The organism is Sporosarcina sp. SAFN-010 (assembly GCF_059415065.1).
In genome coordinates this window covers 21,615-39,927 of sequence record NZ_JBPFDS010000009.1, presented here as the reverse complement: position 1 = coordinate 39,927, position 18,313 = coordinate 21,615, and the positions used below count along the sequence as shown (strand labels likewise).

20 protein-coding genes and 1 riboswitch are annotated in these 18,313 nt (G+C 41.8%); of the genes, 2 read left to right on the top strand and 18 right to left on the bottom strand.

What is annotated here, in order from left to right; genetic code table 11:
- The first annotated feature begins 57 nt into the window (after positions 1 to 57).
- Positions 58 to 315: a ferredoxin gene (locus ACR65F_RS11375; protein ID WP_025784917.1), complete on the top strand. Its 258-nt coding sequence runs from the start codon at positions 58 to 60 to the stop codon at positions 313 to 315.
- Between the two features lie 43 nt (positions 316 to 358).
- Here the strand turns inward: ACR65F_RS11375 and ACR65F_RS11370 are convergent, their stop codons facing one another.
- From ACR65F_RS11370 to ACR65F_RS11315, 12 genes are all read right to left on the bottom strand, one after another.
- Entirely contained in the window at positions 359 to 940 is a 582-nt protein-coding gene (locus tag ACR65F_RS11370; RefSeq protein ID WP_025784918.1) for an ECF transporter S component, read from the bottom strand.
- Positions 941 to 1,136: 196 nt separating this feature from the next.
- A riboswitch (FMN riboswitch) is annotated at positions 1,137 to 1,269 on the bottom strand.
- Positions 1,270 to 1,341: 72 nt separating this feature from the next.
- Entirely contained in the window at positions 1,342 to 2,547 is a 1,206-nt protein-coding gene (locus ACR65F_RS11365; RefSeq protein ID WP_440504469.1) for a hypothetical protein, read from the bottom strand.
- Positions 2,525 to 3,076: a sigma-70 family RNA polymerase sigma factor gene (locus tag ACR65F_RS11360; RefSeq protein ID WP_440504468.1), complete on the bottom strand. Its 552-nt coding sequence runs from the start codon at positions 3,074 to 3,076 to the stop codon at positions 2,525 to 2,527. The genes ACR65F_RS11365 and ACR65F_RS11360 overlap by 23 nt, the downstream gene beginning before the upstream one ends.
- A gap of 59 nt (positions 3,077 to 3,135) precedes the next feature.
- Positions 3,136 to 4,902, bottom strand: a complete 1,767-nt coding sequence (locus tag ACR65F_RS11355; RefSeq protein ID WP_440504467.1) for an ATP-binding protein — start codon at positions 4,900 to 4,902, stop codon at positions 3,136 to 3,138.
- Positions 4,899 to 5,618, bottom strand: coding sequence for a response regulator transcription factor (locus ACR65F_RS11350; RefSeq protein ID WP_025784926.1), 720 nt, complete (start codon positions 5,616 to 5,618; stop codon positions 4,899 to 4,901). Before ACR65F_RS11350 ends, ACR65F_RS11355 begins: the two co-directional genes overlap by 4 nt.
- A gap of 162 nt (positions 5,619 to 5,780) precedes the next feature.
- Positions 5,781 to 6,965 (bottom strand): c-type cytochrome biogenesis protein CcsB, encoded by a 1,185-nt coding sequence (gene ccsB / locus ACR65F_RS11345; protein WP_440504466.1) that lies wholly within the window; start codon positions 6,963 to 6,965, stop codon positions 5,781 to 5,783.
- On the bottom strand, positions 6,965 to 8,620 hold the full coding sequence (resB, locus tag ACR65F_RS11340; RefSeq protein ID WP_039041803.1) for a cytochrome c biogenesis protein ResB: 1,656 nt from the start codon (positions 8,618 to 8,620) through the stop codon (positions 6,965 to 6,967). The genes ccsB and resB overlap by 1 nt, the downstream gene beginning before the upstream one ends.
- Before the next feature lie 15 nt (positions 8,621 to 8,635).
- On the bottom strand, positions 8,636 to 9,163 hold the full coding sequence (gene resA, locus ACR65F_RS11335) for a thiol-disulfide oxidoreductase ResA (RefSeq protein ID WP_039041837.1): 528 nt from the start codon (positions 9,161 to 9,163) through the stop codon (positions 8,636 to 8,638).
- Positions 9,164 to 9,289: 126 nt separating this feature from the next.
- A complete protein-coding gene (locus tag ACR65F_RS11330) occupies positions 9,290 to 10,021 on the bottom strand; it encodes a pseudouridine synthase (protein WP_039041804.1) in 732 nt (243 codons plus the stop codon).
- A 215-nt stretch (positions 10,022 to 10,236) separates the two neighbouring features.
- The gene (locus ACR65F_RS11325; protein WP_440504515.1) at positions 10,237 to 11,232 is read right to left on the bottom strand and encodes a D-alanyl-D-alanine carboxypeptidase family protein; all 996 of its coding nucleotides are present in this window, start codon (positions 11,230 to 11,232) and stop codon (positions 10,237 to 10,239) included.
- 5 nt (positions 11,233 to 11,237) lie between these two features.
- Positions 11,238 to 11,843, bottom strand: a complete 606-nt coding sequence (gene scpB, locus ACR65F_RS11320; protein WP_440504465.1) for an SMC-Scp complex subunit ScpB — start codon at positions 11,841 to 11,843, stop codon at positions 11,238 to 11,240.
- Entirely contained in the window at positions 11,836 to 12,597 is a 762-nt protein-coding gene (locus ACR65F_RS11315) for a segregation/condensation protein A (protein ID WP_039041806.1), read from the bottom strand. Before ACR65F_RS11315 ends, scpB begins: the two co-directional genes overlap by 8 nt.
- A 52-nt stretch (positions 12,598 to 12,649) precedes the next feature.
- Between ACR65F_RS11315 and ACR65F_RS11310 the strand changes: the two genes are divergently transcribed.
- Positions 12,650 to 13,162, top strand: a complete 513-nt coding sequence (locus ACR65F_RS11310) for a DUF309 domain-containing protein (RefSeq protein ID WP_440504464.1) — start codon at positions 12,650 to 12,652, stop codon at positions 13,160 to 13,162.
- On the opposite strand, the gene ACR65F_RS11305 is transcribed toward ACR65F_RS11310, so the two are convergent.
- The 6 genes from ACR65F_RS11305 to ACR65F_RS11280 form a co-directional block, all read right to left on the bottom strand.
- A complete protein-coding gene (locus ACR65F_RS11305) occupies positions 13,159 to 13,527 on the bottom strand; it encodes a GNAT family N-acetyltransferase (RefSeq protein WP_025784938.1) in 369 nt (122 codons plus the stop codon). The two genes, ACR65F_RS11310 and ACR65F_RS11305, sit on opposite strands and share 4 nt — an antisense overlap.
- Before the next feature lie 177 nt (positions 13,528 to 13,704).
- Complete coding sequence (gene lysA, locus ACR65F_RS11300) at positions 13,705 to 15,030, bottom strand: diaminopimelate decarboxylase (protein ID WP_440504463.1); 1,326 nt, start codon at positions 15,028 to 15,030, stop codon at positions 13,705 to 13,707.
- 111 nt (positions 15,031 to 15,141) lie between these two features.
- Positions 15,142 to 16,590, bottom strand: a complete 1,449-nt coding sequence (locus ACR65F_RS11295; protein WP_440504462.1) for a spore germination protein — start codon at positions 16,588 to 16,590, stop codon at positions 15,142 to 15,144.
- Entirely contained in the window at positions 16,591 to 17,382 is a 792-nt protein-coding gene (locus ACR65F_RS11290) for a SigF/SigG family RNA polymerase sporulation sigma factor (RefSeq protein WP_025784941.1), read from the bottom strand.
- Between the two features lie 3 nt (positions 17,383 to 17,385).
- On the bottom strand, positions 17,386 to 17,832 hold the full coding sequence (spoIIAB, locus tag ACR65F_RS11285; protein WP_039041811.1) for an anti-sigma F factor: 447 nt from the start codon (positions 17,830 to 17,832) through the stop codon (positions 17,386 to 17,388).
- Entirely contained in the window at positions 17,822 to 18,175 is a 354-nt protein-coding gene (locus ACR65F_RS11280; protein ID WP_039041812.1) for an anti-sigma factor antagonist, read from the bottom strand. Before ACR65F_RS11280 ends, spoIIAB begins: the two co-directional genes overlap by 11 nt.
- Positions 18,176 to 18,313 lie beyond the last annotated feature (138 nt).

Here is an 18,313-nt window from a genome sequence, read left to right as displayed (position 1 = left end):
TTTTAGAATGGATGAAGTACCTAGTTGCTAGTGCGAAGAAAAGAGGAGAGAACGAACATGTCTACTCGAAAGTTTACTATCGTAGATCAGGACACATGTATCGCTTGTGGAGCTTGCGGAGCTGCAGCGCCTGATATTTATGATTATGATGATGAAGGAATTGCGTTTGTTATCCTCGATGATAACACGGGAAATACTGAAGTTCCAGAAGAACTGCTGGAGGACCTTGAAGATGCATTTGACGGATGTCCAACAGACTCTATCAAAATTGCAGATGATCCATTCGAAGGCGATCCACTTAAATATGAAGACTAAAAACAGGCTACCCGCATTTTAGCGGGTAGCCTGTTTTTCTATTTCAAACCGATAATTTGCGATGTTGTTGAGAAATCCAGTTCTGCATACTTTTAAATAGCAGTAAGGAGATCCCCATTAATATAGCACCTTTAATTAGGTTGAACGGCAAGATACCTAAGACGATCATTGTATAAAGTCCGTCTCCAGTTACTGGCGGTGCATTTAAGAAATACGTGTATGCCGGCAAGAAGACTAGATAATTTAACAGACTCATGCCAACTGCCATGGAAATTGTGCCTGATATAAGTCCCACAGTCAAGCCACGCGAGGTACGGAATTTGTTGAAAATAAAGTAGATCGGCATGATGAACAATACGCCAGTCACAAAATTAGCTATTTCCCCAACAGGTACACCTGTCGGACTTCCTGATAAGAACCAGTAGAGAACGTTCTTCAATAACTCTACAAGAATTCCTGCGACCGGACCTAGCGTCATCACCGCTAATACTGCGGGAATTTCACTAAAATCGATCTTCAAAAAACCTGGTAGTGCTGGTAGCGGGAAGTTAAACTGCATTAGTACTGTGGAAATGCTACCTAGGATGGCGACTAAAATCATCACCCGTAATTTCTTGCTATTCATACTACTCTCTCCTTTTGCGATTCACTTCACAAAGAGGAAAGGATCTGCCTAATCTTTCGCCTGTCTTCACAAAAATACCCTTCAGCAAATTCATGCTAAAGGGAGTGTGTAGACGTGTTTAAATAAGACACTAGCACCCAATAGAATGCTCGCACTTAAATAAGCCGTTGCCTAACAGACAAAAAGACGGCTTCGCCTTCACCTTCTCCCATCCAGACTATACTGTCGGCTCCAGAATCTCACTGGAATCAGCTGTTAAGCTCGCGGGCTAAAAAGCTTTCGCTTCCATTTCCGCCGGTCGGGAATTTCACCCTGCCCCGAAGATGAATCAATATTTTGTTACACCACTAGTATATAGAAAAAAAAACAATCTGTAAACTTGTATGTTTACAGATTGACTGTTACTTCAAAATAAGTGGCATCGGATTCGCTCCGACCACCTCTTTGAGAGGTGCTCTGAAATTCAATCCATTCCAATCCAATGGTTCAACATTGACTACTTTTAGCTGAAGATCGAAACTAGCCGCTGTTAACGCAAGCCCATCAATTAGTTGACTTGCTTCATCCATTGGTAAGGAATCTAGTTGTAAGTTGTTGTTAAATTCAACTTCAGCAATTCCATCATTTACTATGACAGTGAAATCCATCTCTTTTGGAATCACAGGATCATACTGACCATTTGGTGCTGTTCGCATGAGTTGAAGGGCTTCTTTAAATGACTCTGCTTGATACATGGAGTTTGGTGAAAGCACCTTTCGACCATCTTCTAATTTGTAGACGTAGTATGGAGTATTGGCTAGTTCTGCTTGTATATCGATCGGCTCAAGCTGACCTACTTGATCAAACTCTGCTGGCTTTCCAGAATCATCTAATATTCGAATATCACGATATGATGGGAAAGTCTGCATCAAGGAGTGAAGAAACACTTCCTGTATAGCAGTTGACGAGTCATACTCATGCGTATCACTAAGTAGGACGCTAAGCTGATTTCCTTTTTCAGAAAATGTCGCATCTATTGGGTGCATCGGTTTAAAACCTAGCGCTTGCTCATCCAACTCTCCAGTAAATGCCTCGTAAAGCTCCAGATCTGTCGACGCTCCCGTTAGCCCTTTAGCTTCTAACTGTTCTTTTGACAAAAGAATAGACACTGGAATACTGACAGCCTGAGCATCCTGTAACCCTATATGCAATATGCGTCCTCCATCCAAATCAGCTGGATAAACGGCATATTGAGTAGCATCTCCCATTGAAACGGCAGATTTTGAACTAGCATCTTTTGAAAAGTTCTCCATCTCTTTATCTTCTCTTGCAGCTGCAGGCACACCCTCTGAATCACTTTGGATTGACGCCTCATCTGCTGATTGCTTCCCAGTGTCCATAGAGCTCATGAAAGAAGGAATCAGTATCGCAACTAGTAAGACTGCTGCTACTGCCACTATTAAGGGAACAACGCGGTTTTTCTTGCGCAACGGCGTGGCTGGTCTTTTAGTAAGTCGCTCATCATTCTTCAAACGTTCCAGTACTTCTTCCTTAGATCGCTCATCCTTTAATTTCGGCATAGAGTGAAGGAGCTTTTCCAATTCATCATCTTTTTGTTCGTGATTCACTCGGCTCCCCCCTCTCTAGTCCTGCCGAAGTTACTTTTGTCCTTAAGCTTTTCAGTGCGCGATGTTGCGTTGTTTTCACTTTTCCTTCAGACCATCCAAGCACTTCAGCTGTATCTGAAATCGACAGGTCATTGAAATAGCGCATTATGATGACAAGACGCTGATCTAGCGTACACGAATCCAGTTTTTCAAGAACCGAATGCATTTGTTCTTTATCAATCGATTGTTGCTCCGGTGTCTTATCTGTCGATTTCAAGTCATCTTTGTCCCAGTCGAAAAATGTAGCGTCATGCTTACTGCGTACTTTCGTTTTCCGGAAATAATCGATCGATACATTCTTAGCGATGGCAAACAACCAAGTTTTTTCGCTGCTTCGTCCCTCAAACGAGGAATAGGCACGAATCGCTTTCACGTAGACTTCATGGGATAGGTCTTCTGCAAGTTGACGATTTTTCGTCAAGTATGTCAGAAAGTTAAATACATCATGATGATACGTTTCATATAAATGATGAAATACGGAGTCGTCCACAATAATCCTCCTCGTTCACATAAGTTGACGGCCATATACTGCTAAAGTTACATGTTAAATTACTCTAGAGGTAGCACACATGTAAAGATTGTGCCTTCCTTCTCACCTCTTCTTGCACTTATACTTCCACCGTGAGAATCCGCAATATTTTTCGCAATTGCAAGGCCAAGACCTGTTCCGCTTTTACCACGCGTTCGAGCCTTGTCAGCTTTGTAGAAACGTTCAAATACGAAGGGTAAATCTTCTTCAGGAATTCCACTCCCTGTATCAATTACAGAGATAGCAACGGATTTAGGATATTTTTCAACAGAAAGTTTTACACGCCCTCCGTCAGGTGTATGACGAATTGCATTGTCGATTAAATTGGTGAAAACTTGTTCAATTCGATCTTCATCCGCTTGCAAATGTAGCATTTCAGATCCATTAGCCTCAACTTCAAGATCGACGTTTGCGTCCTTCGCAACTTGCATGAATTTGTTACGCATCCGCTCTAAAAATGGAATAACAGCCATTTCCGATTTGTACAAACGCATATGTCCAGATTCCATCCGTGCTAGGTCAAGCAAATCTGTCACCAATCGACCCATTCTCTGAGATTCATCATGAATGATCTTCACCATTTCATGGTTTTCTTCGGCAGTTTCAGGAACCCCGTCAAGTATCGCCTCGCTATATCCTTGAAGCATGGAGATAGGCGTTCTTAATTCGTGAGATACATTTGCAATGAAATCAGATCGCAATTTGTCAAGCTGGTGTTGCTCTGTCATATCCCGGAGGACCGCTACTGCTCCTCGAATGCTATTTTTGCTATATAAGGGACTAATTTTCACGACAAAAAATCTTTTCCCAAGCTCTAATTCAGCATCCACTTCCTCTGCAAACATGACAGCATGCTCCAACATATGAATGATTTCAGGAGGCAACAGTTCTTTTGAGTCTTGATTGATAAATGACCATTTTTGTAAAACATTCTCTGCTTGGGGATTACTGAGCAGAATTGTGTTATCCCGGTTGAACGTAATTACTGCATCTGTCATAGACGTTAAAATACTCGATAATTGTTCTTTATCCTGTTTAATGAGCTCCACGTTGTACTTCAACTGTCGACCCATTTGGTTAAACGCTGTAGAGAGTTGACCAATTTCATCATTTTGCTTCACCGGAATTCTGGCGTCAAAATTTCCTTTTGATAACTCGAAAGCAGCTTCCTTCATCTGCCGTAAAGGTCGGGTTATTCGTGTTGAAAGGAAGAATGCGAAAAATGTCGTTAATATGAAAGCGATAAAAGCAGAAAGTAATACGATATGCGTTGTCCATTTGGTCGTGTCATGGATTGCTTCAAAACTTTGGTATACAACAACGTAGCCTTCACCTTCATTTGGCAACGGTGTGGATGATACAATATAGCGTTCTGAAACTTCTTTTTCAGTTAAAGAAGGAAGAATCATTTGTTTCGAGGAATTCTCGTCCTCATTTTTTCCGCTGAATAACTTATCACTTAAAATCTTCTCTTCAATCGATTCAACATTTGCCACTCCCTCATGGAATGAGTAAACGACTTGCCCATCGTTACCAACAACCATGGCATGAGTGCCGTTATTCAGAATATCGTTGACGACGAGTTTCATAGCAGATTCGTTTTCGTGGTCAATGATAATACTCCCAACTGTTTTCGCCTCACGTGCAAGTGTTTCTTCAGCTTGACGTGTATGGAAGTTATCAAAGAACTCTAATAACAATGCCGTGACAATAAACAGGACAAATGAAACGAGAAGCAATATGGTTGCCCATAGCTTCCCGACGATTGAATTCCATATTCTATTCATTCAGTCGGTACCTCAAACTTATAGCCGACTCCCCATACAGTTACAATCATTTTGGCTGCTTGTTCAGAAACTCTGTTCAGCTTTTCTCTTAAACGCTTCACATGAGTATCCACGGTTCTGAGGTCACCAAAAAATTCGTAGTGCCATACTTCTTTCAACAACTGCTCGCGGTCAAACACTTTGTCTGGCGCTTTCGCCAAGAAATACAACAATTCGTACTCTTTTGGTGTCAAGCTAACCTCTTTACCTTCTGCCGTGACTCGATGTGCGTCGTGGTCAATTGTTAGTTGCGGAAATACGACTAAGTCTTTAGAGGTTGCAGCGCTCGGAGATCCGTTAAATGAACCCGCGCGTCGTAATAGCGCTTTTACACGGAGTACCACTTCACGGGGACTGAATGGTTTGACGATATAGTCATCCGCTCCTGTTTCGAACCCTGTGACCCGGTCAGATTCTTCCCCTTTTGCAGTTAATAAAATAATAGGGGTTTGGTTTTCAGCTATTCTTAGTTCTTCCAAAACTTCCATTCCGTCTTTTTCAGGCATCATGACGTCAAGTAAGATACAGTCATAATGATTTTCTTCAATTTTTTCAAGCGCTTCTGCACCATCACATGCTTCGTCCATTTCATATCCCTCACGAGAGAGATACATCGTAAGAAGCCGTCTAATTCGGTCTTCGTCGTCCACGACGAGCAATTTTAAGTTTTCATCCATTGACGATTGCTCCTTTCAAAACTACTTCTTTCATTGTACTTGTCCAGCGTGAAAAAAGAAACTAGTACACCTATTTGCCTCTAATACATTGCACATTGTGTAGGATTTCAGAGAATTAAAGCGTAAAAAGACTGTGCAGCGGATTTTGCTGCACAGTTTTTGTTATGCGTATGAATGTAGACCAGCGATGATCAGATTGACGGCTACTAGATTGAACATGATAATGACGAATCCAGCAACAGCAAGCCATGCTGATTTCTTGCCTTCCCAACCTTGTGATAGACGAAGGTGCAAGAAAGCTGCGTAGAAGAGCCAAGTGATGAGAGCCCATACTTCCTTCGGGTCCCAGCCCCAGAATCGTGACCACGCTTCGTGTGCCCAAATCATTGCAAAAATAAGAGCTCCGAGTGTGAATACAGGGAATCCGATGAGCACCGATCGATAACCGATTTCATCCATCAGTTGTGAATTGGCTTTCTTTGCGAATGGCTGTAAGAGTGCCGCAATTGGTCGTCGGAAAATGAGTCTGATCAGTATATAGAGGATGATTCCCGTAAATAGCGACCATACAAATGTAGTTAGTGTTTTCGCATTGACGATTGCTGGCATTTCGAACCATGGTTTCATCGTATCTGTTGTGACCTGTTCGTACTCACTCATGCCAAACAAAGGTGGCATGTTATACGTCATTTCAGAAGCTTTGCCGTTTTTGTCGACATACGTAAAGTCTGCTTCATAACCTGAAAGGCTGAACGCTGTTGACGAAACAACAAATCCAAGAACTAAAACAACAGTGAACATAACTGCTTCAAGCCAAAATCGTTCTTTAGACTTCTTTGTCAAGTCTACGTTCTTTGCTAGGTAGATCAGTCCGGCTACCGCACTAATAGCAAGAATAGATTCACCAAGCGCTGCTGTAATAACGTGTACAGTTAACCAATAACTCTTCAGTGCTGGAATTAGTGGTGTGATTTCTCTAGGGAACATACTAGCATATGCGATAATGACAATCGCAATGGGAAGCGCGAACAAACCGAGAGAAGGTGTTTTGTAAATAAAGAAAATGAGAATGAATGATCCGACCAGCATCATACTGAACGCAGTTGTAAATTCAAACATATTACTGACAGGAGCATGTCCCGCTGCAATCCAGCGCGTTATGAAATATCCAAGTTGAGAAACAAAACCTATGATTGTAACTACAATCCCGATTTTCCCCCACATACTATCTTTGTAGGTTTTTTCTGTTTTAGAAACCTTGACTGCCCCTCCGAAAAAGAAGGTGCCGACCAGGTAGGCGATAAATGATACTAGCAGTAAATTCGCACTTAATGCCGCGTAATCCATTATTTTGTCTCTCCTTCCGTCGTATCAATGACAGCTTCTTTGTCCTGCTTATCGGTATACGCTGGAAGAGTAGCTACTTCTTTTACTTTATCCAAATCTTTTTTAAGTGTATACCAGTTTTTGTTGGTGTGTCCTGCAATAATCATCTCAGAACCCGATCCTTTTTGAATCCAAATTCTTCTATGCTGCCAATATGACCCTTGGATTACACCAATCATAAAGACGATTCCACCTAACAAAAGAATATAAAGTGTCTTGTCTTTACGGATTGTGAGACCAGATGCATCTCTAGTTTCAGCAGAGAGGAACTTAGCCTCGTAATCATTTGGCTCAACTTCTAGAGTCTGACGAATAGCAACAAAACTCTTCTCGCCATCTGGATGTTCAGGAGTCTTCATATTAAATATAAATGCCGGGTTGTTCGGAATAGGTGACTTTGATGAAGGTTGTCCATCGACAATCCCATCATAATCTGCAAAATATTCCATGAGTTCAATTGAAGTTCCATTCCCAAGATCGTATTCTTTAGCCGGCTCGTTAAGATCGACTGTGAATTCTCCAACAGACTGTTCTGTCTTTTTGTTCATCAAGGAGAACGTCATTGTTTTCAATTCACCTGTTTTGTAATCCATTTGGAAAATGCTATACCCATCAAATTTCAATGGTTTGTTGACAATGATAGGATATTCTTTCATGAATTCAACATCTGAAGAACCTGGCAGTGAACCTTCTTTTTCTTTATAGAGTTTAACATCAGATTTGAACTCGCTCACGATTGCACCATTTTTTTCGAGCGCCTCACCGAAAACTTCGTCCGCTTCACCTTGCGAATACGTTTCTACAGAGAAGTCAACATTTTCAAGCAAGTATCCAGGTGCTCCAGGAATTTCTCGTGTTTCCCCTTCGCGGATCCACATCGTTTCGTCGACGTAAAACCCTGGTATACCTCGCATTAACACACCTAATAAAAATATGATAAGTCCTGTATGGTTAACATATGGGCCCCAACGTCCAAACCGATTTTTTTCAGCGAGGATTGCACCATCTTCGACCTTTACTTTATAGTGTAAATCCTTTAGAGCTTTTTCAGCATTTTTAAGAGATTCATCAGAATCAGAGACATCACTTTCCCCGTAAATCCTCTGACGCTTCATAAAGGATGGATGACGTTTCGTCCGCTGTTTTGTTAATGATTTGTAAAGCGGAATAACCCGGTCCAAGCTGGCAATAATAATTGACGTTCCAAGCATGCCAATTAAAATTTTGAACCACCAACTGTTATACATATCATAAAATCCAAGCTGATAATACAATTTCCCAACAGTACCATAAAGGCGTTCATAATATTCCAGATACTCTGAAGGATCATTTCCACTCACTGGGACATAGAACTTTTGAGGAAAGATTGTACCAATTGCTGACGTCGTTAGAACTGCAATAATTATACTGACACCAATTTTAACACTAGAGAAGAAGTTCCAAATCTTATCGATGACTGATTTTTTATAAGTTTGCGAACGTCTTGCGGATCCTTCATAACGCATGTCGACCATTTCACTTTTTTTCGCTTCATCAGTAAGCGGGCGACCACACTTTTCGCAAAGGACGGTTCCGAAAGGATTTTCGTGACCGCACTGGCATTTAATTTTACTCATTGGATACCATGCTCCTTATTCGGGTTGAATGCTCTCCATAAGAGACACAATTTCAGCTTCGCTCATTTCTCGAGTAACAATTTGTTTAATAACACCATTTTTATCGATCAGCATTGTCGTAGGCAATGGGACTACATTATAACTATTTCGGCTCACACTTTTGTTCTTGTCGATCAGAACAGGGAATGTTAGTCCGTATTGGTCTATAAATGTATTCACTTTAAACTCAGATTCAGCGATATTAACAGAAAGAACTTGGACACCTTTGTTAGTGAACTCCTTGAAATGCTTTTCAATATACGGCATTTCTTTTTTACAAGGCGGACACCATGTACCCCAGAAATTCAAAAACACTCCTTGTCCTTCATAATCAGAAAGTTTTACTTTCTTCCCATTCATATCCTGTAGTTCAAAGTTCGGCGCTTTATCTCCGACAGCAAGTACTTTTGTTTCTTTCTTAGAAGTAAGTGCAAAGACAATGGCCGCCGCCAAGACTAGTAAGATCGCTCCCCTAATGAATAGGCGCTTCTTCTTTTTGTCCATCTTAGCCACTTCGCTCCCTCCTAACTTTGGTATTTCGAAACGTGCATAGCATCCTTCATTATAACAAAGATGTGTTTTCTAATCGGCTTCGTTCGTGAGTGTTTTGTGAAACATTTGTGTCACAATTTATCCAATTTTACCGGTTTCCGCAAGAACACGCAGTTGTTTTACCTCATGAGTAGTCAACTCACGCGCTTCACCTGCATTCAAACTTAATGTGGTAAGGGATGCAAATGATTCCCGTCGTAATTTCACAACCGGGCATCCGATGGCGTCAAACATACGACGAACTTGGCGGTTTTTGCCTTCAGAAATTGTAATTTCAATGAGTGCAGTTTGCGCTTTCTTATCCATTGAACGCATCTTAACGTTTGCAGGAGCAGTTAAGCCGTCTTCTAATTCAATTCCATGCTCGAGCTTCTTGAGTGCTTCCCGAGTTGGAATCCCTTTCACTTTTGCAATGTATTGCTTCCGTATTCCGAACTTAGGATGTGTCATTGTGTAAGAGAAATCACCGTCATTCGTCATGATGATTACACCTGACGTGTCATAATCAAGTCGTCCCACAGGGAAAATCCGTTGTTCAACGCCTGGCATAAGATCCAGTACTGTCTTTCGTCCCTTTTCATCGTGAACCGTTGAAATGTAGCCTCTTGGTTTATACAATAAATAGTAAACGAAGTTTTCTTTTACGACTTGGATACCTTCAACTTCCACTCTATCTGAATTTGTCACTTTTGTTCCAAGTTCCGTTACAACGGATCCATTCACTTTAACTTTGCCTTCCAGGATTAACCCTTCAGCTTTTCGGCGGGATGCAACACCAGCTCGTGCTAATACTTTTTGTAGTCTTTCCATTTCCGTCACCTCATTCTTCAGTCTAAAAAATTATGTCATATTTTTATGCAAATGAAAAGAAGACCGCATAAAACCTGCTTAAAACAAAGGAAATTGACCTCTTCCCATAACGCTCGTCCCTTTTTCAAGAAAAAAAGAAAAAACAGAGGCTTTAAGTAGTCCTCTGCTTCATAGAGTTTCAACTTTTCTTAGTCATCTTTTTCGTACAAAAGATCTCATTTGCGTTTTAGTTCAACTTCCACAGTCACTAAAGGCTCTTGGTCCAGGGAGACTGTCCATTGTCCTAGTGATGATTGCGTCTCATCTCGCGGAATTAGCATGACTGAACTAACTTTACTCTTCTCTTCGGGTTTGAGCAACACTTTTATAGGTTTCTTCAACTTGGCGGTAACGCCAGGCAAGACCGAATACTCACCTTTCTTAGCAACAGTTACAACAGAATACTCCTGGAAAACTTTCGCCGAAAGCGATTTATGAATGTTCCAATCATTCCCACTGTTTAATGTAACGACAATCACTTTCTTCCCATTCTTCTCGAAGTAAGTGGCCAACGTCCTGCCTGCCGCTTTCGTAAAACCAGTTTTACCTGCCACCGCGTCTGTGTCTGATGTGATAAGCCGATGCTTGTTTTCCCAGACGCCCGGTTGTTTGCCCGTCCTGGTGTACTGCTCCGTAGAAGCAATCTTTTTAAATTCTTTATTTTTCATCCCAAAATAGAGCATCATCGCAGTATCATAAGCAGACGACAAATGCTGTTCATCATGAAGACCTGAAGGATTGGTAAAGTGCGTATCCTTTAGTCCATAAAGATCTGCTTGTTCATTCATAAGATGAACGAACCCTTCTTCAGATCCTCCTGCATGCTCAGCTAGTGCCATGGCTGCATCATTACCTGATCGAAGCATGAGTCCATGCAGTACATCTTTTGTCGGGACGGTGCTGCCTGGCTCTAAGTATATCGACGATCCTTCCGCTGATGCTGCCTGCTGTGAAATCTCTATTTCTTCACCGGCTGCACCTGATTCAATAAACGTCAGGGCGGTCCAAATTTTTGTTAAGCTCGCAATCGGTAACTGATCGTGTGGATTGTCTCCATCCAATATTCTTCCTGTATCAGCATCAATGACCACCCATGATGAAGTTACTGCAGCCGTCGCTGTTGGAATGGGCATGAGCACCATTGAAGCACATAGCATCAGTATAGCCAGCACTTTTTTCAAAAACTATTTCCTCCTTCTTCTTGGGCTTCTAATATGTCTTGAAACTTGGTTAGAAATAGGTCTGTATCTTCATCTTCCTCTGTTTCTTGAAGGAGCGGTGGCAAGTCTTCAAGAGAATTGAGTCCGAAACGATCTAAAAAATATGCCGTTGTTGCATATAGAATCGGACGCCCGCTCGCTTCTAAACGGCCTTTTTCCATGATGAATCCTTTGGAAGCAAGTGTCTGAATAGCTCGTTCGGATTTCACACCGCGGACATCGTCTACCTCAACACGAGTAACCGGCTGTTTGTAAGCAATTATCGCCAGTACCTCAAGCGCTGCTTGAGTCATCATTTTAGATGGAGGATTTTCAAACAATCGTTTAACATCCTCTGCGTATTCCGCTTTGGTAACAAGCTGAAAGACCCCTCCGTACTGACGTAGCGTAATCCCGCTAGTTCTCCGATCTTCGTATCCTGCTAGCAACCGTTCTAATGCATCTGTCACTTCACCTTCTGTACAGACAGTCAGTGCAGCAAGCTGTTTTAAGGTCAGTCCTTCTTCGCCTGCAACGAAAAGGAAACTTTCTATGGTAGCTGTTAGGATGTCACCCTCATTCATACGTTTGTTCCTCCAATTGCATTCTAATCTGTAATCGGTCAAAATTCCCATGTTGCTCTACGATAATATCACTTCGTTTCATTAGTTCAAGAATTGACAAAAATGTGATGATTAAACCACTAATGTCTCCTTCTTCAAACAACTCTTCAAAATCACAAGTACCACCCTTACGTTCTACTCGACTCATAATCTCATCCATCTTATCACCGACAGAAATTTCATTATTTGTTATACTGGCAGACATAGGCGCTTTCAATCTCCTACGCTGTAGCATGCGCTGAAACGCACCGATAAGATCAAACACGTTGAGTTCATCACCCGAATCGATTGGAGCCACGATACCGTATGCTTCCACTTCAGTAGGGGGTTTAGTATAGTGGACAGCACGTTCGTCAGCTGATTCTTTCAGTTGCACAGCTGCTTCTTTGTACTTTTTGTATTCAAGTATTCGTGCAATCAGTTCTTCGCGGGGGTCCTCTTCCATGTCGAACTCTTGCCCTTCGTCATCGAAAACCTCCCCTTCATGCACAGGAAGTAGCATTTTGCTTTTGATTTCTATCAATGTGGCGGCAAGAACCAAGTATTCACTTAGCTCATCAAGTTCGAGTACACGCATCGCATGCAAGTGTTCTATGTATTGGTTTGTCAGCTGCGCCATTGGAATGTCATAAATATCAATTTCCAATCGGTTAATTAAATGCAGCAATAGATCAAGCGGACCTTCGAATGCTTCTAGTTTTACATTATAAGACATTTTTTCACCTTTTCTGCTCACAGCAGATGGACTAAAGAATAGGAGTGACTGTATGCATCCTTATTTTCATCCGCTCTTCGTGGAGTTTCTTGTATATTTTAATGACAATCAAGATTACTTCGAGGGCCATGAAGTATTAGAAGAATATTGGAAGTCGATTCCTGGATACTCAAAGGCACATCCACTTACTGCTTATATTTTGCTGTCTACGGGGATGTATCACTGGAGACGCGGGAATCTGGATGGAGCTTTACGAACAATCACCAAGGCGCATCAGAGATTCACCTCTCTTCCATCCGAATACGATGAATATTTGGAAGTAGTTGATTTTGACCAACTTATTCAAGACGTTGCTTCTGCAAAATCTGAGATCTCAAATGGAAATTCGTTTCGTGCAATGGATCTCACTATCCAATCTCAGCAACTAATTGAATTAGTCCTCCAAACCAAACAAAACCTATATTTACTGGCACCCGGCAGCGATGACGTTATTCATAAACATATGCTTCGTGACAGAAGTGATATTCTAAAACTTCGCAACGAAAAGAAGAAGAGCGGACGTTAGCGTTCCGCTCTTGTTTCTTCCAGAACACATTTACTAACAAATGCATCCGTATATTCATTCCCATAGGGAGTTTTGTCCGGAAATTCTTCTTGCAGTTTGGCAACCATCTCTTTACCGATTCCTTCGCCCCTAAAAGAAGGATTGATGGATAGGTGTTGAACGACAAATGACTGGTCTGCAACTTCTGCACCGACAATGCCAATGAGATCTTCTTGTTCCTTCACCAAATACATTTCCCAGTTATCATCTGTCTCATAACGGGCCATGGTTTCTTGGAGTTGTTTGACAGGCTGGTCACCGGAACTGTATGAAAGAAATCCCATCGCTATTTTGTGATACGCTTTTTTATAACGAACAAGTTTCATGGGTATCCCTTCACTTTCAATAATACTATCTGCTCGATTTTACAGGATTGTCGATCATTTATCAACTTGGGTCTTAGCGTGGATCAATAATCGGTACAACTAAATACCAATATACCGCTCCCCAAACTAATGCCATAATGACAATTCCCAAAAACAATAAAAGGTTACGCTTTTTCATTACGATTCTTTCCTCACCTTCTGCTGAAGGGGGAGGTCTAAACGAGTAATGTCCTCATAAGTCTCTCGTCGGATGACGAGTTGGTGATGTCCCTCTTCTGCAAAAACTACAGCAGGTCTAGGAAGTCTATTGTAATTTCCCGCCATCGAATACGTATACGCTCCTGTACAAAACACTGCTAGTATATCGCCTTCAGCAACGTCCGCAAGTTTTGCATCCACAATGAGCTTATCCCCTGATTCGCAGCATTTCCCTGCTATCGTAACGGTTGTATCATGCGGATCCAACATCCGATTTGCAACAGCCGCTGAATAGTTTGCATCGTAGAGTGCGGGGCGGATATTATCCGACATGCCTCCATCGACTGCAATGTATGTGCGAATTCCTGGCACTTCTTTTTCACTTCCTGCTGTGTAGAGAGTTGTCCCTGCATCTCCTACAAGTGACCGACCTGGCTCTATCCAAATTTCCGGAAGAGGATAGTTCCAACTTTTTGATAATCCAAGGACGACTTCTGCCATTTTTTCTACATATTGAGAAGGTTCGAGCGGCTGATCATCTTCCGTATACCGGATTCCGAATCCTCCACCTAAGTTCAGGACTGTGCAAACAAACGAATGGCTTTCTTTCCACTCTTGCATTTTTTTCATTAATGCTTCTGCTGCATGGGTAAATGCATCCGTCTCAAAGATTTGAGATCCAATATGGCAATGGAGTCCTAGCAATTGTAAATATGGTGCCTCATAGGCAAGTTCAAATGCTTTGTCTGCTTGTCCGTTTTTCAAGTCGAATCCGAATTTGGAATCTTCTTGTCCAGTCGTAATGAATTCATGAGTGTGAGCTTCTACCCCCGGCGTAACTCGCAGCAAGATGTTCATTTGCTGTTTTCGGGTAGATGCGATCTCCTTCACCATGGACAGCTCTAAAAAGTTATCTACAACAATACAACCTATTTTTTCATCAAACGCATAGTTTAATTCCATATAGCTTTTGTTATTTCCATGGAAGTGAATACGCTCTCTAGGAAAGTCAGCCTTCGCAGCTGTAAACAATTCTCCGCCTGAAACAACATCTAGGGACAATCCCTCTTGTGCGGCGAGTTCATAAATGGCAACCGAAGAAAACGCTTTGCTTGCATAAGCAACTTGTGCTTCTATCCCCATCGCTTTAAACGTACTTTGAAAACCTGCTGCTCGCTTACGAAATAACGCAGTATCATAGACTACAAGCGGTGTGCCATAAACATGTGCAAGATCAATCGCATCTGTGCCACCAATGACTAAGTGCCCTTTGTCGTTCACCTTTTGAGTTCCGTATAAGTCCATCGGTTACGCCTCCACTCCAAAAATTGCGATAAATCTCCTCTTACAGATTTTTATTGTAGAAGGAGTTGTCTATGGACAAATTTATCACAACTTTTAGGGTGAGGCAATTGTTTACGGCATACGATTACGCTTAGGAGAGTGCGTAATAAAAGGTCTTGGCATATCCGCTGTCATCGGCTGACGGAGGATTACGCGTAGCATCGCTTTCGGGAAAAATGGCAACGCTGGCCATAAGTACGGAACATTTAGCGGCTTCATAGAACTCAGGTAGTAGAACAGTACCGCCAGCATAATGAAAAACCCTGGTGCTCCTGCTACAGCAACAGCAATAAGCAAGGCAATCCTGAAAATCTTAGTTGTAATACTCAATTCATAAGAAGGGATCGCAAATGTTAAAATAGCACTAACTGCTACATATAGAACCACTTCGGGAGTAAATAGGCCAACATCAATTGCCACTTGTCCAATGACGATTGCAGCAACTAGCCCCATGGCAGTCGTCATCGGAGTAGGTGTATGAATGGCCGCCATCCTCAGCACTTCTATTCCTAGGTCTGCAAGTAATAACTGGACGAATAATGGAACAGCCCCGGGATCATCCGGACCAATGTAATGCAAAAACTGAGGAATGTGTTGAGTTTTTGTTGCAAGTAAATACCAAAAGGGAAGCATTAGAAGACTGAAAATTGCACCTACCATGCGAATCATACGAACGAACGTCCCTATAAAGGGAGCCTGTCTGTATTCTTCTGCATGTTGCATATGATCAAAAATTGTGGTCGGCACGAGGATAGCAGATGGAGATGTATCGACAACAAGAGCAATATGTCCTTCTAAGAGGTGAGCTGCACAAATGTCAGGTCGTTCCGTGTATCGAACAAATGGCATCGGATTAAACCTCTGCTTGAATAGAAATTCTTCCAATGACTTATCCGTCATCGTTAGCCCATCTGTTTCAATTTCATCCATTCTTTTACGAATACCTTCTAATATATCTTCATTGGCAGCTCCTTTGATATAGGAAATAGCAACATCTGTTTTTCCTACTGCAGAAACTTTATGCATTTCGAATCGAAGTTCAGGTGTACGTAATCTTCTTCTTATCAAAGTTGTATTTTGAAGAATGTTCTCTGTGAACCCGTCTCGGGACCCTCTTATTACTTTTTCATTATCAGGCTCTTCTGGTTGTCTACCTGGATAACTTCTAATGTCGATAAGGAATGTGAAACCATCATCAGAAACGAACCCTGCAAGTCCACTCAAAAGTGATGTTAAAAACTCGTCCCGACTCTTCGGTTGCTCTACTGCGTGATATGGGAAGTAGGAAAGCAGCTTCTCACCTGAATGGTGAGAAGCTTCACTTCCTCTATCTGCATCTTGCATTTCAGTTAATAACGTTGTAATCGTCTGCCCATCAACAAGACCATTGATGTATAGAAGAAGAACAGGCATTTCCCACAAATGAATTTCCCGTGTTACGGCATCATACGTTTCTCCAGTTCCAAACTTATCGACAAACCACGCTTGTGCTTCAGTCTTAGATGTAAATAATGAATTCATTTATCGATCAGCCCTCGCTTTATCCAACGTTTCTTCTGCGGTTGCACCCATCCATGTTTTCAGCTGGGCTAAAATTTTCTTTTCTAATCGTGACACTTGAACTTGAGAAATCCCAATTCTTTCGGCAATGTCACTTTGAGTGCAATCTAAATAATATCGCATGTAAATAATTGTCTGATCTCGTTTGTTTAGTTTCGAAACAACATCTCGCAAAGGAATATGGTCAAATAGTCGGGTAGATCGATCATCTTTGAGCTGATCCATCAGTGTCAAACTATCTCCATCACTGTCGTACAGTTGCTCATGTAAAGATGCTGGGTCTCTCAGAGCATCAGATGCTAAAATAATCTCATCTATTGTGACTTCGAGTGTTTTTGCGAGCTCAGAAATGGAAGGTGAAGTTCCATGCTCCTTCACATAACTGTCTGTCGCATGTCTGATTTTAAAACTGAGTTCACGAATGGAGCGGCTCACTTTCACCATTCCATCATCTCGTAGAAATCGTTGTATTTCCCCTACTATCATTGGCACTGCATACGTTGAAAACTTTACTTCATATGATAAATCAAATTTATCAATCGATTTCATAAGACCGATACAGCCGATTTGAAACAGATCCTCCAAGTCTGCACCACGCGAAGCGAACCGCTGAACAATTGACCAGACGAGGCGTGTATTCCCTTCCACCATGCGTCTGCGGGATTCCTTATCGCCTGCTTGGGACTGTTGAATCAGCATGCGCATTTCCTCTTGGGATAGAAGTGCTCCGTTTTTTTCAACAGACATTTCCATAGGTCACCTCATTCTGCTTTTTTCCGTGACCGGAGAAAATGTTTTTTCAAACCGCACGACAGTCCCTTGTCCAATTGCGGATTCAACTGACAAATTGTCCGCAAAGCTTTCCATGATTGTAAAGCCCATCCCAGATCTTTCTAATAATGGCTTTGTAGTGAACATCGGTTCCATTGCCTGATCCACGTCGAAAATACCATTTCCTTCATCCGAAACTGTCATCGTCACTTTACTGTCTTCAATTTTCCCATGAATGGTCACTTTTCTTTTTCCATCGCAGTCATAGCCATGAATAATTGCATTGGTCACAGCTTCAGAAACAATTGTTTTAAATTCGGACAACTCTTCAATCGTCGGATCTAAAGGTGTTATGAAACACGTCATCGTCATTCTAGCTAACGCTTCGTTTTCTTCGATTGCGACAAATGACAATGTCATCTCATTGTTCATGTAAAACCCCTCCGATTTCACCTATAGCTTTTTCTACGTTGCAATGCCTCACCACTGTGCCAAGTCCTGAGAATTGAAAAATCTTCTCCATAGTAGCTGAGGGATTTAGTATGAGCGTCTCTCCATTTTGCGGTGCAAGATCTCGCATTCTCCCTAAAATCAACCCAATCCCTGAACTATCCATAAAACCAAGATTTGTCAGATCCCAAATTACCCCATGTACTTTTCCACTAAAGATTTCCGATGAAATTTGTGTTCGAATGCGATTGGCTTCATGATTTCCTAATTCTCCGCGTAACGTCACAACTATGATGCCATTTTTTGTAATTGCTATATCTGTCATCGTCAACCCCTCCTTCTCGCCAACTATTCAACAGCGAGAAAGCGGAACCCTTCTTCGTGACAAAACTAGTCAAAACTAGTGTTCACGTTACATGAAACGACAACAGAACTTACATACAACCTGTCCAAAATTGACAGT